Source organism: Stenotrophomonas hibiscicola ATCC 19867 (assembly GCF_000382065.1).
In the GTDB taxonomy this organism is placed as follows: Bacteria; Pseudomonadota; Gammaproteobacteria; order Xanthomonadales; family Xanthomonadaceae; genus Stenotrophomonas; species Stenotrophomonas hibiscicola.
This window is the reverse complement of record NZ_KB907505.1, coordinates 113,103-136,338: the sequence shown is the minus strand read 5'-3', so window position 1 is coordinate 136,338 and position 23,236 is coordinate 113,103. Positions and strand designations below refer to the sequence as shown.

General features: G+C 67.7%; 17 protein-coding genes. 8 read left to right on the top strand and 9 right to left on the bottom strand.

Annotation, left to right across the window (positions count from 1 at the left end; translation table 11 throughout):
- The first annotated feature begins 24 nt into the window (after positions 1-24).
- Positions 25-804 carry a polysaccharide deacetylase family protein gene (locus G370_RS0119425; RefSeq protein WP_019662075.1) on the top strand — a complete coding sequence of 260 codons (780 nt, stop codon included), beginning with the start codon at positions 25-27 and terminating at the stop codon, positions 802-804.
- A 100-nt stretch (positions 805-904) separates the two neighbouring features.
- On the opposite strand, the gene G370_RS0119420 is transcribed toward G370_RS0119425, so the two are convergent.
- Genes G370_RS0119420 through G370_RS0119410 form a run of 3 tightly spaced genes read right to left on the bottom strand, consistent with a single transcriptional unit; the run spans position 905 to position 3,524 of the window.
- A complete protein-coding gene (locus tag G370_RS0119420) occupies positions 905-1,624 on the bottom strand; it encodes a class I SAM-dependent methyltransferase (protein WP_019662074.1) in 720 nt (239 codons plus the stop codon).
- A gap of 4 nt (positions 1,625-1,628) precedes the next feature.
- Complete coding sequence (locus G370_RS0119415) at positions 1,629-2,246, bottom strand: SGNH/GDSL hydrolase family protein (protein WP_019662073.1); 618 nt, start codon at positions 2,244-2,246, stop codon at positions 1,629-1,631.
- A 3-nt stretch (positions 2,247-2,249) separates the two neighbouring features.
- The gene (locus G370_RS0119410; protein WP_026347275.1) at positions 2,250-3,524 is read right to left on the bottom strand and encodes a pyridoxal phosphate-dependent aminotransferase; all 1,275 of its coding nucleotides are present in this window, start codon (positions 3,522-3,524) and stop codon (positions 2,250-2,252) included.
- Between the two features lie 114 nt (positions 3,525-3,638).
- On the opposite strand from G370_RS0119410, the gene rsgA reads away from it, so the two are divergent.
- Together rsgA and G370_RS0119400 are read left to right on the top strand one after the other, a co-directional pair.
- Entirely contained in the window at positions 3,639-4,748 is a 1,110-nt protein-coding gene (gene rsgA, locus G370_RS0119405; protein ID WP_019662071.1) for a ribosome small subunit-dependent GTPase A, read from the top strand.
- 126 nt (positions 4,749-4,874) lie between these two features.
- Positions 4,875-6,128, top strand: a complete 1,254-nt coding sequence (locus G370_RS0119400; protein ID WP_019662070.1) for a flavohemoglobin expression-modulating QEGLA motif protein — start codon at positions 4,875-4,877, stop codon at positions 6,126-6,128.
- A gap of 509 nt (positions 6,129-6,637) precedes the next feature.
- Here the strand turns inward: G370_RS0119400 and G370_RS0119395 are convergent.
- The 4 genes from G370_RS0119395 to G370_RS0119375 all read right to left on the bottom strand — a co-directional run bounded on the left by G370_RS0119395 (position 6,638) and on the right by G370_RS0119375 (position 13,136).
- Positions 6,638-8,935 carry a TonB-dependent receptor gene (locus G370_RS0119395; RefSeq protein ID WP_019662069.1) on the bottom strand — a complete coding sequence of 766 codons (2,298 nt, stop codon included), beginning with the start codon at positions 8,933-8,935 and terminating at the stop codon, positions 6,638-6,640.
- 893 nt (positions 8,936-9,828) lie between these two features.
- The gene (gene phbB, locus G370_RS0119385) at positions 9,829-10,569 is read right to left on the bottom strand and encodes an acetoacetyl-CoA reductase (protein WP_005419193.1); all 741 of its coding nucleotides are present in this window, start codon (positions 10,567-10,569) and stop codon (positions 9,829-9,831) included.
- 24 nt (positions 10,570-10,593) lie between these two features.
- Positions 10,594-11,922 carry a CitMHS family transporter gene (locus G370_RS0119380; protein WP_005419191.1) on the bottom strand — a complete coding sequence of 443 codons (1,329 nt, stop codon included), beginning with the start codon at positions 11,920-11,922 and terminating at the stop codon, positions 10,594-10,596.
- Positions 11,923-11,996: 74 nt separating this feature from the next.
- The gene (locus G370_RS0119375; RefSeq protein ID WP_005410980.1) at positions 11,997-13,136 is read right to left on the bottom strand and encodes an OprO/OprP family phosphate-selective porin; all 1,140 of its coding nucleotides are present in this window, start codon (positions 13,134-13,136) and stop codon (positions 11,997-11,999) included.
- A 232-nt stretch (positions 13,137-13,368) separates the two neighbouring features.
- Between G370_RS0119375 and G370_RS0119370 the strand changes: the two genes are divergently transcribed.
- The 4 genes from G370_RS0119370 to G370_RS0119355 are packed head-to-tail and all read left to right on the top strand — an operon-like array spanning position 13,369 to position 17,173.
- Positions 13,369-14,058: a response regulator transcription factor gene (locus G370_RS0119370; protein WP_019662067.1), complete on the top strand. Its 690-nt coding sequence runs from the start codon at positions 13,369-13,371 to the stop codon at positions 14,056-14,058.
- Positions 14,051-15,442, top strand: a complete 1,392-nt coding sequence (locus tag G370_RS0119365; protein WP_026347273.1) for a sensor histidine kinase — start codon at positions 14,051-14,053, stop codon at positions 15,440-15,442. Before G370_RS0119370 ends, G370_RS0119365 begins: the two co-directional genes overlap by 8 nt.
- Positions 15,439-16,494 (top strand): ABC transporter substrate-binding protein, encoded by a 1,056-nt coding sequence (locus tag G370_RS0119360; RefSeq protein ID WP_019662065.1) that lies wholly within the window; start codon positions 15,439-15,441, stop codon positions 16,492-16,494. The genes G370_RS0119365 and G370_RS0119360 overlap by 4 nt, the downstream gene beginning before the upstream one ends.
- A gap of 28 nt (positions 16,495-16,522) precedes the next feature.
- Complete coding sequence (locus G370_RS0119355) at positions 16,523-17,173, top strand: response regulator (protein WP_005414428.1); 651 nt, start codon at positions 16,523-16,525, stop codon at positions 17,171-17,173.
- Positions 17,174-17,627: 454 nt separating this feature from the next.
- On the opposite strand, the gene G370_RS0119350 is transcribed toward G370_RS0119355, so the two are convergent.
- Positions 17,628-20,270 (bottom strand): hybrid sensor histidine kinase/response regulator, encoded by a 2,643-nt coding sequence (locus G370_RS0119350; protein WP_019662064.1) that lies wholly within the window; start codon positions 20,268-20,270, stop codon positions 17,628-17,630.
- Between the two features lie 66 nt (positions 20,271-20,336).
- Entirely contained in the window at positions 20,337-21,506 is a 1,170-nt protein-coding gene (locus G370_RS0119345) for an OprO/OprP family phosphate-selective porin (protein ID WP_019662063.1), read from the bottom strand.
- A 328-nt stretch (positions 21,507-21,834) separates the two neighbouring features.
- Between G370_RS0119345 and G370_RS0119340 the strand changes: the two genes are divergently transcribed.
- Positions 21,835-23,178 carry a dicarboxylate/amino acid:cation symporter gene (locus tag G370_RS0119340; RefSeq protein ID WP_019662062.1) on the top strand — a complete coding sequence of 448 codons (1,344 nt, stop codon included), beginning with the start codon at positions 21,835-21,837 and terminating at the stop codon, positions 23,176-23,178.
- The last annotated feature ends 58 nt before the right edge of the window (positions 23,179-23,236 follow it).

Sequence of the window (23,236 nt, the reverse complement as noted above, 5' to 3'; positions counted from 1 at the left end):
CTACCCCTCATGGCATCATGGGGGATGAGCAACGCAGGAACATTGCATCGCATCCCGACCCGGCCCTGGCGCTGGCTGCCCTGGCTGGTGGCGTCGCAGCTGGCCGTGATCCTGGTCTGGTCGCTGGCGGGCTGGCGGTGGGGCCTGCCGCTGATGGTGACCAGCCACGCGCTCTTTCTGGTGCCGGTGTTCCTGCCCAACTGCCACTTCTACGCACCGGTGCTGAGCCGGGTACCGGAGGCCGGCAACAGCGTCTGGTTGACCATCGATGACGGTCCCGGCCCGGAGACCCGGGCCGTGCTCGATCTGCTGGATCGCCACCAGGCACGTGCCACGTTCTTCCTGGTCGGCGAGCGGGCGCTGGCGCAGCCGGAGCTGGTGCAGGAGATCCTGCGCCGGGGCCACGACCTGGGCAACCACAGCCACAGTCATCCACAGGCGCGCTTCTGGCGGCTGGGCCCGGCAGCGATGCGTGCCGAGATCGAGGGCTGCCAGCATGCGCTGCAGGCGGTGGGCGGTCGCCCGGTGCGCTGGTACCGCTCGGTGGTGGGCATGACCAATCCGTTCGTGGCGCCGGTGTTGAAGGCGCTGGGACTTGTGCGCGTGGGCTGGAGCGCCCGTGGCTACGACGGTGTCGGCTGCACGCCGGAGGGCGTGCTGTCGCGGCTGCTGCCGGACCTGCGCCCGGGCGCCATCGTGCTGCTGCATGAGGGGGCCGCCCACGGCCACAACCTGGCGATCATCGAACGCGTGCTGCAGGCGCTGGACGAGCGGGGGCTGAAGGCGCGGCTGCCGGTTCCGTAACGCCGGGCCCTGGTGGTGTAGAGCAGCCGAGCATGGGCTCGGCGCTACAAGGGTTGGCGATCATCCTGTAGCGCAGCGCCTGCACATGCTGCACTCGGCGCTACAACGCGGGGCGTTCGGCCACCAGCAACCAGCTGTTGAACGGCGTGCGCCCATGCAGGGGACGCGGGGGCGTCACCTGTAATCCGGCTTCGACCAGCGTTGCCTGCAGCGCCTGCGGATCCGGGTAATGACGGGGGCGGGTGCCCATCCAGCCGACCAGCCAGGCCAGCCGGTCCGCCACACGGGTAGTGCGGTCGCGGCCATCGCCGGTAGCGAGCGGCGTGCGCAGCAGCAGGCGGCCACCGCGGGCTACCCGTGCACTGGCCTCACGCAGCAGTGCCTGCTGTGGGCCCGCGTCCAGGTACTGCAGCACATCCAGCAGCAGCACATGCCCGGCCTGCGCCGGCAGCGGCGCCTGCACGTCCTGGCAGTCGAAGCGCACAGCGGGCAGGCCGGTGGCGGCACGCTGAGCGCGGGCGATCTTGCCGGCATCCACGTCCACGCCCAGGTAGGGCTGGGAGCCACCGCGCTGGCGCAGCACGTGGGCGAACAGGCCCAGCCCGCAGCCCAGGTCCAGCACGGGTTGCCCGTCGCCAGGCAGGTGCTGCAGCACGCCGTCATACAGCGGGTCGCTGCCCAGCTTGCTGCGGGTGTAGTAGTAGTCGCGGCGGCTGGCCCAAGCGTGCGCGGGGCGGAATGCCTCGGCGATCGCACGGGCCTGCGGTGCGGCCAGGGGAGTGCAGGGCAGGGGCGGGCCGTTCCGTGGCGTGCCGTCCATCGCCTCAGTCCGTTCCGCCGAGCAGGTGGGCGGCGACCGGCAGCGCGCGCGCGCTCCACAGCGCGTACATCCGTGCTGAAGGGTGCAGGCCGTCGTCGGCGATCATCGCCGGGTTGTCGCCCTGGTCACGGCTGATATCGGTGATGTCGACGAAGGCCACGCCCTGCTGGGTGCTGATCACTTCGGCAGCGGCATTGAACTCGTCGGTCTCGATCTCGATCGCGGCCAGGTCACGGCCGCTGCCGATACCAAACGGGGTTGCACCCCAGTCGGGGAAGGACAGCACCAGCACGCGCCCGGCATCACCGCCGGCGAAGCCGATCGCCCGCTCCAACAGGGCCCGGAACTGGCTGCGGTACTCGTCCAGCGGACGCCCGCGGTACTGGTTGTTGACGCCGATCAGCAGGCTGACGAAATCGAACGGCCCCTGCGGCGCGGCCGCATCGATGCCGGCATCGAGTTCGTCGGTGGTCCAGCCGGTGGTTGCAATGGTCTGCGGATCGGACAGCTCAATGCCCTGCGCACGCAGGGCGGCGGCAAGCTGGTGCGGCCAGCGGCCTTCGACGGCAACCGCTTCTCCGATGGTGTACGAGTCGCCCAGCGCCAGGTAGGACAACGCCACGGCTCAGGCCACCGAACGGCGCGGCTTCAGCGGCACGACCTTGGTGGCGTCCTCGGCACGGCGGGCCAGCACGCGGTCGATGCGTGCGAACACATCGCGCATGACCGAGGCTTCCGGCAGCAGGGTCACGCGGAAGTGATGGCGGTAAGGCACGTTGAAGCTTGAGCCCGGTACGACCAGCACGCCTTCGTTGTTCATCAGGTCCAGGGCGAAGGTGTGGTCGTCGAAGCCCTTGGCGGCGGCACCGACCACGGCCGGGAACGCGTACAGCGCGCCGGCCGGGGCAACCAGCGACAGGTGTTCGCTGGCCTCGCAGGCCTCGATCACCGCGCGCCGGGTTTCATACAGACGGCCGCCGGGGGCGCACAGCTCGGAAATGGTGTCCGGGCCGTTCACTGCCGCGTCGATGGCGTACTGGCCCGGCACGTTGGCACACAGGCGCAGCGCGCTCAGCAGGTCCAGCGCGGCGCGGAAATCGCCCAGGCGTGCGTCATCGCCACTGAGGTGCGCCCAGCCCACGCGCCAGCCGCAGGCGCGGTGCACCTTGCTCAGGCCGCTGAAGGTCAGGCACGGATGGTCGCCGGCCAGCGGCGCGACCGGCTGGAACACCGCGTCGTCGTACAGGATCTGGTCGTAGATCTCGTCGACCAGCAGCAACAGGTTGTGGCGGCGCGCGATCTCGACCACGCGCTCCAGCAGTTCGCGCGGGTAGCTGGCGCCGCTGGGGTTGTTCGGGTTGATCAGCACGATGGCGCGGGTGCGCGAGGACACCAGCGTCTCGATCTCGGTCGGGTCGGGCTGGAAGCCGTTTTCCGGCGCGCAGCGGTAATACACCGGGCGGCCGTCGTTGAGGATGGCCGCGGCCGACCACAGCGGGTAGTCCGGCGAGGGCACCAGCACTTCATCGCCCGGGTTCAACAGCGCCCGCAGCGACAGATCGATCAGTTCGCTCACGCCGTTGCCGACGAACACCCGGTCCGGATGCGCATCGGGCGCACCGCGGCGCGCATAGGCGGCGGCAATGGCTTCGCGTGCGACCGGCAGGCCCTGCTGGTGGGTGTAAGGGTCGGTACGGCCCATGTCATCGGCAATCGCGCGCTGCAGGTGCTCGGGCGCACGGAAACCGAAGTTGCCCGGGTTGCCGATGTTGAGCTTGATCAGCTTGCGGCCCTGCGCCTCCAGTTCCCGGGCTCGCCGCGCCAGTTCTCCGCGGATTTCGTAGCGCACTTCGGAAAGGCGCTCGCGGATGGCCAGGGGCTTGGGCGAAGGGGTGGACATGGGGAATGGGCCGTCAAAAGGCATGGGGCTTCCATCCTACCGGAATTGCTGCACTGCATGGCAAGGGCTCCGGGCCCGCCATTGCTGGGCTGGCAGGGCGTCGGCACAGGTAGAATGGCCGCGATGACCCAGACCCCCGATTTCATCGCCCTGCAGACCATTGGCTGGCCCTGGCCGGGCCCGGCGCAGCAGGCCGACTGGCAGGCCGCGATGGCCACGCATCCGCAGGCCCGCCCGGCGCGGGTGATCGAGCAGCACCGCACCCACTACGTGGTGGCCGATGGCCCGGATGCGTCGATCAAGGCCGAGTCGCTGCCGGAATGGCAGCGCCCGCGCTTCCCCAGCCACGAGCGGCCTGCGGTGGGTGACTGGGTGCTGCTGGACGGCATCCGCATCGTCGCCCTGCTGCCACGTCGTTCCGCGATCAAGCGAGGCGCGGCAGGCGAGCATTACCACCAGCAGGTGATCGCGGCCAACATCGACACGGTGTTCATCGTCTGTGGCCTGGATGCCGACTTCAATCCGCGCCGCATCGAGCGCTACCTGCTGCTGGTCGGCGGTGGCGGTGCCGAACCGGTGGTGGTGCTGACCAAGGCCGACCAGACCGAATACAGCGAGGACGCGCTGGCGGTGCTGGAAGAACTGGAGATGCAGGGCATCGCGCTGCATGCGATCAATGGCCTGGATGCCGACAGCGTTGCCGTGCTGCAACCGTGGCTGGGCCCGGGCCGCACCGTGGTGCTGGTTGGCTCGTCCGGTGCCGGCAAGTCCACGTTGACCAACACGCTGCTCGGCGAGCAGCGGATGAAGACCAACGCGGTGCGTGCCAACGATTCGCGCGGACGACACACCACCACCCATCGCGCGCTGATGCCGCTGCCGACGGGCGCCTGCCTGATCGACACCCCCGGCATGCGCGAGCTGAAGCCGACCGGTGAAGAGACGCTGTCGGAAGGTGGCTTCGCCGATATCGAAGCGTTGGCCGCACAGTGCCGTTTCAACGACTGCAAGCACCAGCAGGAACCGGGCTGTGCGGTGCGTGCCGCGATCGAGGCCGGCGAGATCGAAGAGAGCCGCCTGCTGAACTACTTCAAGTTGAAGGAAGAAGTGGCCGCCGCCGCGGCCAAGCTGGCGGTTCGCCAGGCCGAGACCGCGCAGGAGCGTGGTGGCAGGAAGGGCAAGGGCCAGCAGTTCCGCCCGGCGGGCAAGAACCGCCGGCGGTAGCACAGCAGCCGAGCGTGGGCTCGGCTCTACAGTGGGTCCGCGGCGGAGTCATTTCCTGTAGCGCCCGAGCCGATGCTCGGGCGGCGGCGCACGGCGCCGGACACGGCAGGGCGTTATAGTCCGCGCATGGAACTGACTGCGACGCTGGACCGTGACGTGGCCCACCATGCAGCGCTCGATGCGCGCCTGGTCGAGGCCGTGGGGTGCATCCGCCTGCTGGGGCTGACCAGCTGGCCGGCCACGCTGCAGGCACCGTTCCTGGACAGCGTGGCACGTGGGCAACCAGTGCTGCCGAAGGTGGACTACCCGAGGCTGGATTTCAGCGAGGAGCGCCGCGCGCTGGCCGCGATCGCCGCCGACTGCGATGACACTCATCCGCTGGGCCACTACGTGCGGCAGTCGGCACAGAGCTGGGACCTGGCCGCGCAGCTGCTGGAAGGGTTGGGCACGGCGGCGGTCGATACCTGTTCGGTGCAGTTGTTCGGCGCGCCCGAGCAGCCGTTGCCAGGCAATGGCCCGAGCACGCGCGAAGCGGCGCGTCACTTCATCCAGATTGCTGCCGAACTCGATCACGAACTGCTGGCGCCGGAAGAGCAGGTGCCGGTCTCGGCCATTGCCCTGCAGCTGCAGCTGCAGAATGACCTGGATGCGTTCTTCGAATCGCGCATCATCCAGGTGCAGCTCGATCCAGAGCTGGTGTCCAAGGCCGCTGCCGGACCGACCCGCATCCGCCTGCGCACCAGTGCGCGCTTCAGTGCCTACGACCGCGCGCAGCTGTTCCACCACGAAGCGCTGGTGCATTCGCTGACCGCCTTGAATGGCCGCGAACAACCGGTGCTGCCCAGCCTGGCGTTGTCCTCGCCGCGGGTGACGGCCACCCAGGAAGGGCTGGCTACCTTCGCCGAACAGATCACCGGCAGCATCGACATCGAGCGCCTGAAGCGAATCAGTCTGCGCACCGAAGCGATCGCGATGGCCCGCGAAGGCGCCGACTTCATCGAGGTGTTCCGCTACTTCTGCGATGCCGGGCAGAACGCCGAAGAGAGCTTTGCGTCGGCACAGCGCGTGTTCCGTGGGGTGCCGCCGAGTGGCGGCCTGGCCTTCACCAAGGACACGGTGTACCTGCGCGGCCTGGTGTCGGTGCATACCTTCTTCCGCCACATGCTGGCCGAGGACCGCCTGCAGGTCTGCCGCTGGTTGTTCGCCGGCAAGATGAGCCTGGCCGATGCGATCGCGTTCGCGCCGCTGTTCGAAGCGGGTGTGCTGAAGCCGCCGCGCTGGCTGCCGCATTGGGTGAGCCGGGCGAACGGGCTGGCCGGGATGCTGGCGTTCTCGCTGTTCGCCAACCGGATACGGATGGACCAGCTGGCGCCGGAATGAAAGGCGTTGGCGGAACCACCAGCGCCTGCCTGCTATCGGTGGGGAGGAGGCGGGGCACCCTGGCCAGGACGCGCAAAAGCCCCTCCATGGTGCTCGATGGCGCCTTGCTCGTGTGCGCTGTCCTGCGCACACGGCAAGACCGGGGTTGGGCGTCCTGCCCAACCCGCCCGAGGCATGCCTCGGGCCCATGGCGCCAACGGTCCTGGCCAGGGTGCCCCGCCTCCTCCAGACAGATTCCTGCGGGCGCGGTAGCAGGTCCACCAGAGGGATTGCGCTTGAAAAGCAAAGAGCCGGGCATTGCCCGGCTCTTTGCTTTTGCTCTTGCTTTCCATTGCCTCCGCGCCGGCGCGGGGAACTGTCCAGCGGGGGTAGGCAGGCCCATGCAGGACCGTGAGGCGCATGGATGCGCCGATCGAGCCCCCAAGGACGGGTTTACGGCGTGTCCTGCATGGGCCTGCCTACCCACGCCATGCAGGAACAATCAACGCGCCGCAGCGCCCGCTTCTGACTTAGAACTCCGCCGCCACCGTCATGAACAGCTGCCGCGGCGCGCTCGCATGGATCGCATACCGCGTGCCCTTCGGATCGGTCGGCGCGAACGAACTCAGCTGGCCGGCATAGCGCTTGTTGGTCAGGTTGGTCGCGTTCAACGACACCCGCACGTTGCGCAGGCCAAGGCCCGGGCCGAAGTCGTAGCCCGCACCGGCGTCGAAGGTGGTCACGCCCGGCACCGACTGGTCGTTGGTGTAGGTGTAGTAGCGCTTGCCGGTGTACTTGGCACGCAGGCTGGCGAAGAAGCCGTCGCGGTTCCAGCTGATCTCGCTGGAGGCCATGCGCTGCGGCGTATCCACCGTGATCTTGCCGGCCACCGGTACGATCGCACCGCCCGAGGTGTAGTCATCCTCGTAGGTGGTCTTGTTCCAGGACAGCGCGTTGTACCACTGCAGGCCATCAATCGGCTTGAGGATGAAGGTCAGTTCCGCGCCATGGCTCTTCACCGAACCGACGTTGATGAAGCGCGTCACGCACTCCGGGCGCGTGCCGACTTCGATGCTCGAACACGGGTTCAGCGACAGCAGGCGGTTGTCGAACTTGACGTTGTATGCAGCGATCGAGGCCTGGTACTTCTCACCGAAAGTGCGGAAGCCGGCTTCCAGGCTCTTGGACTTCTCCGGCTCCAGCCCGGCGCTGGCCGCGAACGATTCCGGCGACACCTGCAGCGGGCCGCCGCTGCCACCGCCGACGAAGGCGGCGATGTTCTCGGCGTAGGAGGCGAACAGCTCGTTGTTGGCGTTGAGCTTGAAGCCCAGGCCTACCTGCGGCAGCACCGATTCCTTGGCGGTCAGTGTGCCCGACGCAATGTTGGTTTCAACGCCGGGCTGCGCGGTGGCGCGCATGCGGGTGTTGGGGCTCTTGATGCCCACGTCTACGGTCAGCCGTTGGTCCAGGAAGCGCATGCGGTCCTGCACGTAGAACTGGCGCGTGCGGATGTCGAAGTCCTGGTTGAACAGCAGGCGGTCGGGGTTCTTCAGGTACAGGTCGTCCAGGAACGGGCCGCTGATGTAGTAGAAGTTGCGCGAGACGTTGTGGTCGTTCTGCTCGTACCACAGGCCGGCTTCCAGTTCGTGGATGCCCACCGTCCACGACAATGCGGCGGTCAGGCCATCGCGGTTGATCGTGTAGTTGGTGCTGCGGATCGAGATCGGCAGCATCCTGTCGGTGCCCGGGTAGGATGGCTGGCCCGGTGCCCACCAGTGGCCCTGGCCACGGTTTTCGTGGTGGTAGGCCAGCAGCTTCAGGCGGCCCTGCTCGCCCAGGCGAAGGTCGGCATCGACCGAATAGAGATTGTCGTCGCGCAATGCGCGGCTCTGGTAGTAGGCATCGTCGATGCTGTTGACGCCGCCGCTGAACTTGCAGCGTGCCTTGTTGTAGGTGCCCGGCGCGCAGTACGCAGCGGCCACGGCGCGATCCCAGTCCGGCGCGTAGATGTTCCAATCCCAGCCCAGGCCACGCGCCAGCATGTCCTTGGACAGGTAGGCGTAGTTGGCCTGGCTGGCGCGCGAGGTGGCCACGAACGCACCGAAGCGGTGGTCGCCGACATTCCACACTGCCTTGGCGTTGAACTGGCGGGTGGTCTGGTTCTGGTAGGGCGCGGCCCACATGTCCTGGTCCTGGTGCACGCCGGACACATAGGCCGAGAAGCCGTTGATGTCGCCGGTATCCACGCGCAGGTAGCCACGGCGCTGGTTGTTGTCGCCGACGGTGACGCTGGCACGTCCACCGAATTCAGTGGACGGGTCCATCGAGAAATACTGGATGGTGCCGCCCAGGTTGCTGGTCGAAGCCACGCCCAGCGAACCGATGCCCTGCGACAGCTCGGCACCGGCCAGGTTCTCGGCAATGATCGCGCGGGCAATGCTCAGGCCGTTGTAGTTGCCGTAGCTGTTGTCGCCCAGCGGGATGCCGTCCAGCGTATAGCCGAGGCGGCTCTTGTCGAAGCCGCGCAGGCTGATGGTCTGCGATTCTTCGTTCGCGCCGAAGGCATCGTTGGACTGCACCGACACGCCCGGCAGGCGGTCGAGGATCTTCTGGCCACTGGTACCTGGAGGCAGCACCTGCTTGTCGACGGTGGTGATGCGCTGCACCTGGCGGGTCTCGCCCTGGCCGATCACGGAGACGGTGTCCAGCGTCTGCGCGCTCAGCGCGGCATCGGTGCTGGCGCCGGTGTCGGCAGCGGTGGCGGCATGGGCGCTGGCGGCGGCGGAGAGCGCGATCGCCACGGCGATCGTCAGGTGTCGGGTCTGCATGGTGGTCCGTTGCATTGGGGGTGGTCACCGGCACGCGTGCGCGGTGCATGGCCACTATGCGAACGGAACATGAAACCTTCTTTACGAAAAACCAACGAACGATGCAGGTCAGTGGTGCGTGTCCTGCAACATGTTCGTCATGGTGGTAGGCCGGTGGGAATCAGAAGCGCTCCCCAGGCCAGCTCAATTTGAGCTGGTCCATGCAGTCAGGGTCATGTTCGGAGAATGAGAACCCGATCTGGATGCCGTTCACTACTGTGCCGAACACCGTGGACTCGTCCAGGCTATGCCCTGACGGCACGGAAAGGACATTGAAGTCGGGGTAGCGACGACCCATCTGCTTTCGCGAGATGCAGGCGCCGCTCAGCCGCAGCGTAATGCCTTTGATGATTCGCCCCGACGCGTCGGTGTAGATCTGGCCAGAGGGCCCCCTTGATGCTCCCAGCGACCGCGAATGGCGCCAGATCGATGGTGGCGCTGTCGCCCCGGCCCATTCTTGCTTCCGAACGCGAGCCGGCCGGAGCCAAGGGTGATAGCTGCGCGACAAGGTCAGAGCGTGACAGCTGCAAGGACCAGCGCTCCACGAGCCGCCAGGTTGCATCCGCCTCTTCCGCAGTGGCAGCAGGTGGGGTGGCCGCCAGTGGCGGGGTGGCGACCACGAGAAGCGCAATCAGCAATGCACGCATGCCAACCTCCTTGATCCGCGATTCCAGCCGTTCATCCATCGGGCTCGGCGAGCGCTGGCAGGTATAGCACCGGTTCTGCCGTTGTATCGGGCAATGCGTCCCGAAAATGCGGAAACAAAAAGGGGCCGGATCCCCCTCGCAAGCGAAGGTTCACCGGCCCCGCGCACTCCGTGGGGGAGGCGTTCCACGCCTTGCGTGGAGACGGGCTCAACCCATGTACAGGCCACCGTTGACCGGATAGTCGGCGCCGGTCACGTACGAAGCTTCATCCGACGCCAACCACGCACACAGGCCAGCTACTTCCTCCGGCCGACCCAAGCGGCGCACCGGCACCGAGGCGGCCAGCCGGTCCAGCACATCCGGCGGGAAGCTGCTGATCGCCTGGCTGGCGATGTAGCCCGGCGACAGCGTGTTGACGGTGACCCCGCGCGACGCAACTTCGGCAGCCAGTGCACGGCTGAAGCCATGCATCGCGGCCTTGGCGGTGGCGTAGTTGACCTGGCCGATCTGGCCCTTGTGGGCGCTGACCGAGCCGATGTTGATGATGCGGCCCCAGCCGCGCGTGGCCATGCCGTCGACCACCTGCTTGGTGAGGTTGAACAGCGCGTTGAGGTTGGAGGCGATCACCGCGTTCCAGTCCTCCACCGTCATCTGGCGGAACAGCAGGTCGCGGCTGCCGCCGGAGTTGTTGACCAGTACATCGACCTCACCGACTTCGGCGCGGACCTTGGCGAACGCCGCGCTGGTCGAGGCCCAGTCGGTCGCGTTGCCTTCGGAGGCGATGAAGTCGAAGCCCTGTTCGCGCTGCTCGCGCAGCCAGTTGGCCTTGCGCGGCGAGTTCGGCGCGCAGCCGGCAACCACGGTGTGGCCGCTGCGGGCCAGGCTCTGGCAGATGGCAGTGCCGACACTGCCCATTCCACTGGTGACGTAAGCGATTCGAAGCGTCATTGCAGAAGGCTCCTTGGCAAAGGGTCAGGCGGCAAGGGGATACAGGCCGAACAGCAGGCTGCCGATCATCAGCAGCATCGAGATGGCGATGGCCCACTTCAGGGTGAACTTCTGGTGGTCGGCGAATTCGACCTTGGCCAGGCCCACCAGCAGGTAGGTGGACGGCACCAGCGGGCTGAGCAGGTGCACCGGCTGGCCGGCCAGCGAGGCGCGCGCCATTTCCACCGGGGTGATGCCGTAATTGCCGGCGGCCTCGGACAGGATTGGCAGCACGCCGAAGTAGAACGCGTCGTTGGACATGAAGAAGGTGAACGGCATCGACGCCACCGCCGTGATCACCGCCAGGTACGGGCCCCACGATTCCGGAATCACGGCCAGGAAGCTGTGCGACATCGCCTCCACCATGCCGGTGTTGTTGAGGATGCCGGTGAAAATGCCTGCGGCGAAGATCAGTGACACCACCGACAGCACGTTGCCGGCGTGGTTGACCACGCGGCGGCGCTGCTCGGCCAGGTTCGGATAGTTGATGACCAGGGCGATGGCGAAGCCGACCATGAACAGCACCGGCATCGGCAGCACGCCAATGATCAGCGCGGTCATCAGCGCCACGGTCAGCGCAAGGTTCACCCACAGCAGCTTCGGACGCTTGATGTCCTCGGCGTCTTCCACAGTCGGCAGCGGGTTGCTGTCATCGGACACGCTGTTGTCCATCCAGCTGCCGCCCTTGGGCAGGGTCACCACGCCGAGGCGACGGCGTTCCTTCAGGCCCAGGTACCAGGCCAGCAGCAGCACGCCGGCACAGGCGATCACCATCGACGGGATCAGCGGCACGAACACGTCGGCCGGGTCCACGTGCAGCGCGGTGGCCGCGCGTGCGGTCGGGCCGCCCCACGGGGTCAGGTTCATCACGCCGCCGGCAAGGATGGTCACGCAGGTCATGTTCAGCGCGTTCATGCCCAACCGCTGGTACAGCGGCAGCATCGCCGAGACGGTGATCATGTAGGTGGTCGAGCCATCGCCATCGAGCGAGATCAGCATCGCCAGCACCGCGGTGCCAAGCACGATCTTCATCGGGTCGCCCTTGACGAAGCGCAGGATCACCCGCACCAGCGGATCGAACAGGCCGGCGTCGATCATCACCCCGAAGTAGAGGATGGCGAACATCAGCATCACGCCGGTCGGCGCGATCTTCTTGATGCCCTCCAGCATCATCTCGTCGATGCCGGCGCCGAAGCCACCGATCAGCGCGAACAGGATGGGGATGGTAATCAGGGCGACGAGCGGCGACAGGCGCTTGCTCATGATCAAGTACATGAACGTAATGACCATGCCAAAGCCGAGGATGCTCAGCATCATCTGCGGACTCCTTGCGAAAACAGGACGTGGGGAGTGGAAGGGGCCCGGGCGGAATGCCCGGAATGTCGGGCCTAGAAGTCGTACTGCAGGCGGCCGGTGACCGCGCGCGTGCGGTCCACCGTCACCCCGGCCAGGCGATCACGGTTGCGGCTTTCGATCACGTTGAGCATGAAGCGCAGGTTGTCGCGCAGGTACCAGTTGCCACCCAGCGTCCAGGCTTCGGTGCTGCCGCGACGCAGGTCCGGCGCACCGTCGAGATGCTGCGCGCCCCACATCTGGTCGTAGCGCAGCGCCACTTCGAAGGCCCCGGCCTTGTGGCGGATGTCCTTCACCCGCGCGAAGCGGCCGGTCTTGCGGTCGTAGGCACGGCTTTCGCCGGTGACGAACCAGCTGAGCATGCCGTAGGCCGCCATTACATCGCCACGCTGGGCGCCGTCGTCGAAGGTGGCGCCACTGAACTCGCCCTGCCACGACAGCGGGCCGCGCACCTGCGCGTATTCCAGCGACCACTTGTTGACGTCGGTATCGCGGCCGGCGGAGAAGTCGACCAGGGTCAGGCGGCTGTTGTCGGACAGATGGCCGGCCGGGCGCGGGCGGATACGCAGGCCGGGCACGCCGTTGGCGCCGGGATTGTCGTAGGCCTCGCGGGCCAGCGACAGGCCCAGGTGCAACACGTCGCCATCACTGGGCGAGGGCGCCCAGGTGACGCGGCCACCGGCAGCGCGACCCTTCACCTGCCAGGCGTCGATGCTCTCCAGGCTGTAGAGGCTGGCCGCCCAGGTGAAGTCACCGGGATTGGCCTGCCAGGACGCACCCAGGCGGTACAGCGGCGCCAGCGTGGTGCCGGCGTTGCCGCGCTCCAGGAAGCTGCCGTAGTTGGAGCTGGTACGGTCATCCAGCGAGAAGTACTGCTTGAACTGGCCGACGGTGAGCTTGCCGGCCTTGCCGAAGCTGCGCGCCAGGTACACGTCCTTGGCCTCGACGCGGTCGCCGGAGAAATCGGCTTCCAGCTTGTAGTCGACCACGAAGAACTTGCCGGACACGTCAACCCACGCACGGCGGATTTCGGTGTCGTCCTTGTTCGGGGTGCCGCGGTTGTCGTTGTCGAAGGTGGCGAAGTCCAGGTGCAGGCGGCCACCGAGAGTGGCCGTGACCGGGCGGTCGTCTTCGGCAGCGAAGGCCGGCGCCGACAGGGCAGCCAGCGCCATCATGGCGGCAGGACGCCGCCAGGCAAACGTGAATTCCACAAACCCTCCCAGGTGCGCGCCAGGCGCGCGGCAATCGTGGGCACCGGACGGTGCGCGGCCGCAGTCTGGGTCGCCGTAGCTGTCATCGTCCTGTCAGCGGTTTGTGCGGTGCAGCGTAAATGGTCGCCAGGCATGGCCCGGCGGGCGGCCCCGGCGTCATGCGGTAGCATTCGCTTCCCCTCCCACCGTCGTGCCCATGCGCCTGCTGCTGGTCGAAGACAACCCGGATCTGGCCGATGCGATCATCCGTCGCATGCGTCGCAGTGGCCATGCCGTGGACTGGCAGGCCGACGGCCTGGCCGCTGCCAGCGTGCTGCGCTACCAGAGCTTCGACCTGGTGGTGCTGGATATCGGCCTGCCCAAGCTGGACGGCCTGCGCGTGCTGGCCGGCATGCGCGAGCGCGGTGACAGCACGCCGGTGCTGATGCTGACCGCGCGCGATGGCATCGAGGATCGCGTGCAGGCGCTGGATGTGGGCGCCGACGACTACCTGGGCAAGCCCTTTGACTTCCGCGAGTTCGAAGCACGCTGCCGCGTACTGCTGCGGCGCGCGCGTGGGCAGGCCAGCGAAGTGGTGCAGATTGGCGGCTTCCAGTTCGACAACGCTGCGCACCGGGTCAGCCTCGACGGGGAGCCGATCGAACTGCCCAATCGCGAGTACCGCCTGCTGGAAATCCTGGTCGGGCGCCTCGGTCAGGTGGTCGGCAAGGACGAGATCGGCAACGGCCTGTTCGGTTTCGATGACGAAGCGGGCCCGAATGCCATCGAGTTGTATGTTGGCCGCCTGAGAAAGAAGCTGGCGGGCGCACCGCTGCGCATCACCACGGTGCGCGGTGTCGGCTACCTGCTGGAAGCCAGCGATGGCAGCGCCGACGCCGATGGCTGACGCACGCGCTGCGAACGCGGCGCCAGGTTCGTTGCGGCGCACGCTGCTGCTCTACCTCGGCTTGCTGCTGGCGGTGTTCGCGGTGGCCCTCCTGTTCGCCGCGCGCGACTATGGCCAGCGTGCGGCAAACCGTTCCTACGATCACCTGCTGGTGTCTTCGGCGCTGTCCATCGCCGATTCGGTGGCGCTGGTCGACGGCCAGTGGCAGGTCGATCTTCCCTATGCGGCGCTGGACCTCCTGGCGATGGCCCCGGAAGACCGCGTGTTCTATCGGGTGGCCGACAGCCGCGGCAACCTGATCACAGGTTATGGCGATCTGCCGTCGCCGCCGCGCCGTCCGGGCACGCAGCCGCAACTGTTTGATGCGGCGTACAGCGGCGAGACCGTGCGCTTCGTGGTGGTCGGCCGCAGTTTCGCCGCGGCCTCGGCGCAGGGCGAGGTGCAGGTGCAGGTGGGCCAGACCCGGCGTGCGCGCGAAGCCGTCGCGCAGGACATGGTCAATCGCGCACTGCTGGCGATCGGCGTGCTGTCCGGCCTGCTGCTGGCGCTGGTGGCGTTTGGCGTGCACCGCGCGTTCCGCCCACTGGTGCGGGTGGAACGCGAGCTGTCGCGCCGCGAACCGTCCGACCTGAAGCCCCTCGACGCGCGCGTGCCGCGCGAGATGGACCAGATGGTGGCGGCGTTGAACCGCTTCATGGAGCGCCTGTCCAGCAGCAACGAGACACTGCGCGCATTCATGGCCGAGGCCGCGCACCAGATGCGCACGCCGTTGGCTGCCCTGCGCGCGCAGGCACAGCTTGCGCTGGACGGCGACGACCCCGAAGACATGCGGCGCAGCCTGCAGGCGATCGAGCGCAATGCCACCCACATGAGCCGGTTGCTGAACCAGCTGCTCAGCGATGCCAGCGTGATCCATCGCTCGCACCTGCAGCGCTTTGCGGCGGTGGACCTGGCCGAGACCGTGCACCAGGCCCTGCATGAAGCCCTGCCGCAGGCCGGCCCGGCACCGCGCGTGCAACTTGCGATGACCGCCGAGCCGGTGCAGGTGCACGGCGACGCGCTGCTGCTGCGCGAGGCGATCAAGAACCTGGTCGACAACGCACTGAAGTACGGCGGCGAGGGCCCGTTGCAGATCGCGCTGACCGTGGAAGGCGGTCAGGCGGTGCTGACCATTGCCGACCATGGCGCAGGCATCGCACCCGCTGATGCCGAACGCGTGTTCGAGCGCTTCGCCCGTGGCGAAGGCGCGCCGTCCGGCGGCGCCGGGCTGGGCCTTGCCATCGTCAAGCGCGTGGTCGACAGCCATGGCGGCCGCATCGACCTCAGCAACCGCCCGCAGGGCGGGCTGATCGCCACCATCCGCCTGCCACGGAGCAGTCCATGATCCGCCTGTTCGCTGCTGCCGTTGCCTTGCTGCTGGCCCTGCCGGTACTGGCCGCGCCCGGCGACGTACGCCGTTTCCCGGCCCAGGCAAAGGCCACTGCGCAGCTGCGCATTCACGGCACCACCGACATCGAAGTGTTCGCGGTGGTGATCGCCGATTACCAGCGCCTGCATCCCGGCACCGAGGTGGTGTACGAGGACATCATCACCCAGGACCTGTACGCGCGTTACCTGCACGACCGCGCCGGACCGGCATCGCCGGACCTGCTGATCTCCAGCGGCATGGATCTGCAGACCAAGCTGGTCAACGATGGCCACGCGCTGCCACACCGTTCGGCGCAGACCGCCGCACTGCCGGCCTGGGCACAGTGGCGCAACGAGGCGTTCGGTATCAGCTACGAGCCGGTGGTGATGGTCTACAACACCCGCATGCTGCCGGCCGCGAAGGTGCCGCACACGCGTCGGCAGCTGCTGGACCGGCTGCGCGCTGAAGGTGCACCCCTGCGCGGCAGGGTCGGCACCTATGACATCGAGCGCAGCAGCGTCGGCTACCTGTTGGCGACCCAGGACGCGCAGCGCGGCAGCATTGCCGGCGCGCTGCTGGGCGCGCTGGGCGACAACGACGTGGTGCGCGAGGAGCGCACCGGCGTGCTGCTGGACCAGGTGGCCAGTGGCCAGCTGTCGCTGGTCTACAACGTGCTCGGCTCCTACGCGCAGGCACGTGTCGATGCGGGCGCGCCACTGGCCATCATCGAGCCCGAGGACTACACGCTGGTGGTGCTGCGCACCGCAGTCATCCCGCGCACCGGCCCACACCCGGAAGAAGCCCGGCGCTTCCTCGACTACCTGCTGTCGCCACGCGGCCAGCAGGTGCTGTCGCGCGAGGCACGGCTGATGCCGATCGTGACCGGCAACGCGCGCGGCGATGATGCGCCGGGCCGCAGCCGCCGCCCGATCCAGCTCGGCCCGGGCGTGCTGGTGTACCTGGACGCGCTCAAGCGTCGCCAGTTCCTCGATGCCTGGCGCAGCAGCGTGGAGCCGGCAGGGCGCTGAGGCTCCGGCCTGCCCGTACAATGGCCGCATGAGCGAATACACCATCCTGATCGCCGATGACCACCCGCTGCTGCGTTCGGCGGTGGTGCAGTCATTGCGGCAGAGCCTGCCGCTGGCGCAGGTGCGCGAGGTCGCCAGCGCCGAGGCATTGGCCGAAGCACTCGACGCACACCCGGATGTGGACCTGGTGCTGCTCGACCTGACCATGCCAGGCGCGCACGGTTTTTCCGCGCTGCTGCACGTGCGTGGCTCGCATCCGGACATCCCGGTGGTGATCCTCTCGTCCAACGACCATCCGCGGGTGATCCGCCGTGCCCAGCAGTTCGGCGCGGCCGGGTTCATCCCGAAGTCGGCCCCGGCCGAGACCATCGGCGAGGCCGTGCAGGCGGTGCTCGATGGTGGCCTGTGGTTCCCGGCGATGGCCGCCGAGCGTTCGGAGGCCGATGCACTGCTGGCCAGCCGCCTGGCGCAGCTGACCCCGCAGCAGTTCCGTGTGCTGCTGTGCCTGGCCGATGGCCTGCTCAACAAGCAGATCGCCTACACGCTGGGGTTGGCCGAGAACACGGTGAAGGTACATGTCACTGCGATCCTGAAGAAGCTCGAATGCCACAGCCGCACACAGGCAGCGGTACTGGTGAAGGCGCTGGAGCCTGAGGGCGACGCCGGCATCGGGTTGTAGTTTCCGGCCAACGGCGCAGCCCCTCGTGGGTGGGTTTGGGTTGGTCGCTGAAAGCAGAAGCTGCGACCGGCCTCTGACAGATTTCGGTGGCCTGCCACCCACGGAGAAGAAAAAAGATCAAAAGCAAAAGCAGGCTGTCAGGCCGCCTTTTGTAGAGCCGAGCCCACGCTCGGCTTCGCGGACCGGCCGGAAAGCAGCCGAGCATGGGCTCGGCTCTACACGAGCAAGCGCAGCGCGACCCGCTTTTGATCTTTTTTCTTCTCCGAGGGTGGACGCGCACGGAACGTGTCCGTGGCCGGGTAGATGGGCTGCACAGGGGCGTGAGCCGCATGGATGCGGCGACCGAGCTTACAGGGACGTACTTGCAGCGCCCCCTGTGCAGCCCATCTACCCGGCCCCACCGATGAACTGCTTTGCGCGACCACCCACGAGGGGCTGCGCCGTTGGCTGGAAACTACCCGCGATGCCGGATCAGCAACTGACTCATCAGCGCCCGCAGCGCCGGCGGCTTCACCGGCTTGGCCATCATTCCCCAACCGCGTTCGGCAGCCATCTCACGCAATCCCGCATCGCGCTCGGCGGTGACCAGCACCACCGGCGGACGGGCCTGCCACAGCTCTGCCAATGTCTCGTACAGCACCGGGCCATGGTGATCGCCCATGCGCACATCCAGCAGCACCAGCTCCGGTACCGCGCCTGTCGCTGCCAGCTGCAACGCGGCCTGCGGGCCATCGGCCAGCATCACCTCGCAGCCCCAGCGTTCCAGCAGCGCGCGGCTGGCGGCGCAGACGTGCGGATCATCATCGATCACCCACACCCGGCGCCCGCGCAGCGGATTGTCCGCGGCCGGTTCCTGCACCAGCACCGGCGCAGGTGCCGTAGCAGGAATCGCACTGGCGTCGCCGAACGGTACGCCCACCGCGAACACGCTGCCCTGGCCCAGCTGCGAGCGCAGGCGGATCGGATGGCCGAGCAGACGACCGATGCGATCGACGATCGCCAGGCCAAGGCCAGCGCCGCGCTGCTGGCCGTCGTGAAGGCGGCGGAACTCCTCGAAGATCTCGCCCTGCAGCGCATCCGGAATACCCGGGCCCTGGTCGTGCACTTCGATCCACAGCAGGCCTTCGCGGCGGCGGCAACCCAGCAGCACGCGGCCGCGTTCGCTGTAGCGCAGCGCGTTGGACAGGAAGTTCTGCAGGATGCGGCGCAGCAGGGCTTCATCGCTGACCACCACCGCATCGGTATCGACCCAGTCGACCACCAGCCCGCGTGACTGTGCGGCGATGCCGAACTCGCGCGCCAGCGTCTGCAGCAGCGGCCCGAGCCGGAACGCCTGCACGCGCGTGGGCAGGCTGCCCGATTCCAGCCGCGCGATATCCAGCAGGCTGTTGAGAATCGCGTCCTGCGCGGCCAGCGCAGCGTCGATGTGGTCGCTGGTCTGCTGCTGCGCCGGGTCGCTCAGTTTGCCGCGCAGCACCGAGACGAACATGCGTGCAGCGTTGAGTGGCTGCAGCAGGTCGTGCACGGCCGAGGCGACGAAGCGGGTCTTGTAGCGGTTGGCCTGCTCGGCTTCGCGGCGTGCTTCGTCCAGGTCGCGGGTGCGTTCGGCGATGCGGTGTTCCAGCGCATCGGCCAGGGAGCGCAGTTCGCGCGCGGCGTTCTTGTAGCTGGTGATGTCGGCATAGCTGGTGACGAAGCCGCCGTCAGGCAGCGGATTGCCACGGATCTCCAGCACCGTGCCGTCGTCCTTCTCGCTCTCGCGCATGTGCGGGCGGCCGCTGCGCAGGTGGTTCAGGCGACGCTCGATTGCTTCATCGACGGGGCCCGGACCGAGCAGGCCACGGCGTGCGTTGAAGCGGAACAGTTCCTCGATCGGCCGGCCCACGCGGACCAGGTCTGCCGGGAACCGGAACAGTTCCAGATAGCGCGAATTCCACGCGACCAGGCGCAGTTCGCGGTCGATCACCACCACGCCCTGCGGCAGGTGTTCGAGGCTGCGGCTGAGTCCGCTGTCGGCGTCGGTGGCCGCCTGCAGCAGGCCATCCTGTGCGGTGCGCAGTTCCTGTGCGTGCTGCTTGAGCAGGGTTTCCAGTTCGCGGCGGCTGCGCAGGCAATGCTTGGCCAGGCGTCGGCGCTGCTGCACGAACAGCACCAGGAAGCCCAGCGCCAGCCACGCGGCACCGCCGGTGAGTGCGGCCGCGCGTCCGGCGGCGGTGGCGGCGCTGGCGTCGTGCAGCAGATGCAGGTTCCAGCCTTCGGCGGGCAGCTGCAGGCTTTGCCACAGCATCGGCTGCGGCAGTACGGGATCGAGCAGGCGCACCATGCGGCCACCATCGGCAAGCACGTCTTCAGTACGCGCGCGCAACGGTTGCAACGCGCGGTCGGCGTATTGGCGGGCGTCCAGCATTTCGCGGCGCTCATCGGCGCCCAGCGGACGCAGCAGGCGGTAGCGCCAGCTGTCACGGTTGGCCAGGAACACCACGTCATGGTCGTCGCTGGCCAGCACCACGTCCGGGCTGCTCAACCATTCCTGTTCCAGCGCCGACAGCTCGACCTTGATCACCACCACGCCGAGCCGCTTGCCACCTTCCTCGATGGCCTGCGACAGGTAGTAGCCGGGTACGCCGGTGGTCATGCCGATGCCGTAGAAGCGGCCGCGGCCCTGCGCCAGTGCCTGCCGGTAGTAGGGGCGGTAGCTGTAGTTCTCGCCGACGTTGCTGGTCGGCTGGTCCCAGTTGCTGGCCGCCACTGCCACGCCGTCGTGGCCGACCAGGGTCAGGGTCGAGGCACGGGTGACTTCATTGGCGCGTTGCAGCTTGAGGTTCAGCCGCTGCTGTTCGGTGGGCGAGGGCGGCACACGCAGGGCGTGCAGCAGATCCGGATCCAGCGCCAGTACCTGCGGCAACGTGCCGAAGCGGTCGATGCGCTGCTGCAGGCCCTGGCCGTACAGCTGCAGCTGGCGTTGCACCTGGCTGCTTTCCTCGCCGAGGGCGCGCCGCCAGGCGTAGTGGCCGGCGGTGACCGCACACAGCACGGTGCCACCGACCATCACCAGGAGGGTCAGCAACAGCATCCGGTGGCGGCTGAGCCGGTACATGGCGGCAGTCTACGCAGGGCCGGCGGGCGTGACGTGCACGCCCGCCGGGGTCTGACGTGGAAGGGGTCAGAAGTGCATCTGCGCGCGCAGTTCGAAGATCTCCGGCGTGCTGTGCACACCGCGACGGCTGGCGTCGACCTTCACATAGTTGGCCTGGAACTTGAAGTGGCTGGTCAGGTACCAGTTCGCGCCCAGGGTCAGGTCGTGCTGGCGGCCACCAAGGATGTTGCCATCGTCGAGGTCCAAGCGGCTGTAACGGGCCACCAGTTCCACCGCGCCGTAGTCGTGCGCCGGCTTGATGTTGGCCACGGCACCTGCGTTGTACGGGCGCGACTCGCCGGTCAGCACCCAGCTGGCCATCGCGTACTGGCCGCTGCCGGTGTAGTCGGGCTTGCCGTCATGGCGGGTGACCGTGGCACGCAGGGCTTCGGCCTGCAGCGAGAACGGACCGCGGATCCAGATGCCTTCCAGGCCGGTGCGGCGGATCTGGTCGGCGGTGACCAGCGCGCCGGAATCGACATAGCGGATGTCGGTCAGGCCGGCTTCCGGGCGTGCACGCAGGCGCGCGCTGGCCTCGTGGTGCACGTCACGGCCATCGCTGTAGCCGCGCGGATTCTCCTGCGAATAGGCCAGGCCCAGGTGAATCACGTCACCCGGCGCCTTCACCGGGGTCCACACCGCACGCACGGCCTGGGTGGTGCCGGGGTTGTCACCCTGCAGGTCCTTGCCGCCATAGGCGCCGGCCTGCAGCAGGTACTGCGGGCGCTCCAGCACCCATTCCACGCCGGTGCGGCGGCCGGCGTAGAAGGCCTGCACGGGCAGCGCGGTTTCCAGGAAGCTGCCGGCGCGCGAAGAGGTGTTCGCGTCCAGGCCGACCGGGGTCTTCATGTAGCCGAAGCGGAAGCGGCCGATGTCGCGGCCGAAGAAGGCCTTGCTTTCAAAGCGCACGAACACGTCCAGCCAAGTATCGGACTGGAAGTCGTAGTAGACCATCGCGTCGTAAACGCCCTTCTTCTTCAGCGTCGCACCGAACTCCTTGCGACGCACCGCGTCGTCATCCTCCAGGCCACTGCCCGAGGAGAAATCGTTGTAGTCGTAGGCGATGTTGGCGGTAGCGGCCAGTTCGGTGCCGTCGCCGAAGGCGTACTTGGTCGGCCAGTTGTCGAAATCGGCGGCCGAGGCGAAGGCGGGAAGGGCGGCCAGCGACAGGGCCAGCAAGGTGGGATTCGGGCGCATGTTGGGTGCGGCTCTCTCGGATTGCGTGTGGACAGGACAACAACGGCCGCAGGGGCCGAAACTTTCGCAAGGACGCGCCCGGCCGTTCAGCCCGGGCCACCGGCCTTCCCGTGTCTGGGCGGTGTGGCGCCAGTGTAGGCACCTGCGCCACCTGAACCGGGGGGCTAGTACCAATAGGTTATCTGCGCCGACGTGCCCAGCGCGTACAAAGGCGTCCATTGGTCGCACCTCCTGCGCGTGCAGCACAGGGCGATCAGTTTCCACGGTAGCGGTTCCCGTGCAGTCCCGGGGCCGTACGTGCCTGAAAACGCCCCTTCCGGAGTCCGCCATGCACATCCCGACCGCAGTCCCGGCGCCTGCAAAGCCGTTGCCGATCTATCGCCAGTTGTACTTCCAGGTGATCGTGGCGATCGTCCTCGGCGCCATCCTCGGCCACTACGAACCGTTGGTGGGCGAAAAGATGAAGCCGCTGGGCGATGCCTTCATCAACCTGGTGAAGATGATCATCGCACCGGTGATCTTCCTGACCATCGTCACCGGCATCGCCGGCATGACCCACCTGCGCACGGTGGGCCGGGTGTTTGCCAAGGCGATGGCGTACTTCCTGTTCTTCTCCACGCTGGCGCTGATCGTCGGCATGATCGTGGCGCACGTGGTGCAGCCCGGCGCCGGCATGAACATCAACCCGGCCGAGCTGGACCAGACCGCGGTGCACAGCTACGTCGAAAAGTCGCATGACCTGACCCTGGTCGGCTTCCTGATGGACATCATCCCGAAGACGCTGGTGAGCGCCTTCGTCGATGGCAACATCCTGCAGGTGTTGTTCATCGCGGTGCTGTTCGGCATCGCGCTGGCCTCGGTGGGCGAGAAAGGCAGGCCGATCGTGAACTTCCTGGAGGCGCTGGTCGCCCCGGTGTTCAAGCTGGTGCACATCCTGATGAAGGCCGCCCCGATCGGTGCCTTCGGCGCGATCGCCTTCACCATCGGCAAGTATGGCGTCGGCTCACTGATCAACCTGGCCTGGCTGGTGGGCTCGTTCTACCTCACCGCCTTCCTGTTCGTGGCGGTGATCCTGGGCCTGGTCTGCCGACTGTGTGGCTTCTCGGTGTTCAAGCTGGCGCGCTACCTGAAGGCCGAGCTGCTGCTGGTGCTGGGCACCTCTTCGTCGGAGTCGGCGCTGCCGTCGCTGATGGAGAAGATGGAACGCGCCGGCTGCAGCAAGTCGGTGGTGGGCCTGGTGGTCCCGACCGGCTACTCGTTCAACCTGGACGGCACCAACATCTACATGACCCTGGCGGCACTGTTCATCGCCCAGGCCACCAACACCGAACTGACCCTGGGACACCAGATCGCCCTGCTGCTGGTCGCGATGCTCAGCTCCAAGGGCGCGGCCGGTGTCACCGGCGCCGGTTTCATCACCCTGGCCGCCACCCTGGCCGTGGTTCCGGAGGTGCCGGTGGCCGGCATGGCGCTGATCCTGGGCGTGGACCGCTTCATGAGCGAATGCCGCTCGCTGACCAATTTCATCGGCAATGCAGTGGCCACCGTGGTGGTCTCGCGCTGGGAAGGCGCGCTGGACCGCAACCGCCTGCAGCTGGCGCTGGACGGCCGCGAGAGCGAACTGCCGCCGCCGGTCGATGCGCTGCCCGAGGCGCTGCCGGCCAAGGGCTGATCCAGGTGTGTGGTACCGCGGGGCCGGCCACGACAGTGGTACGGCCCCGCGGCGTTTC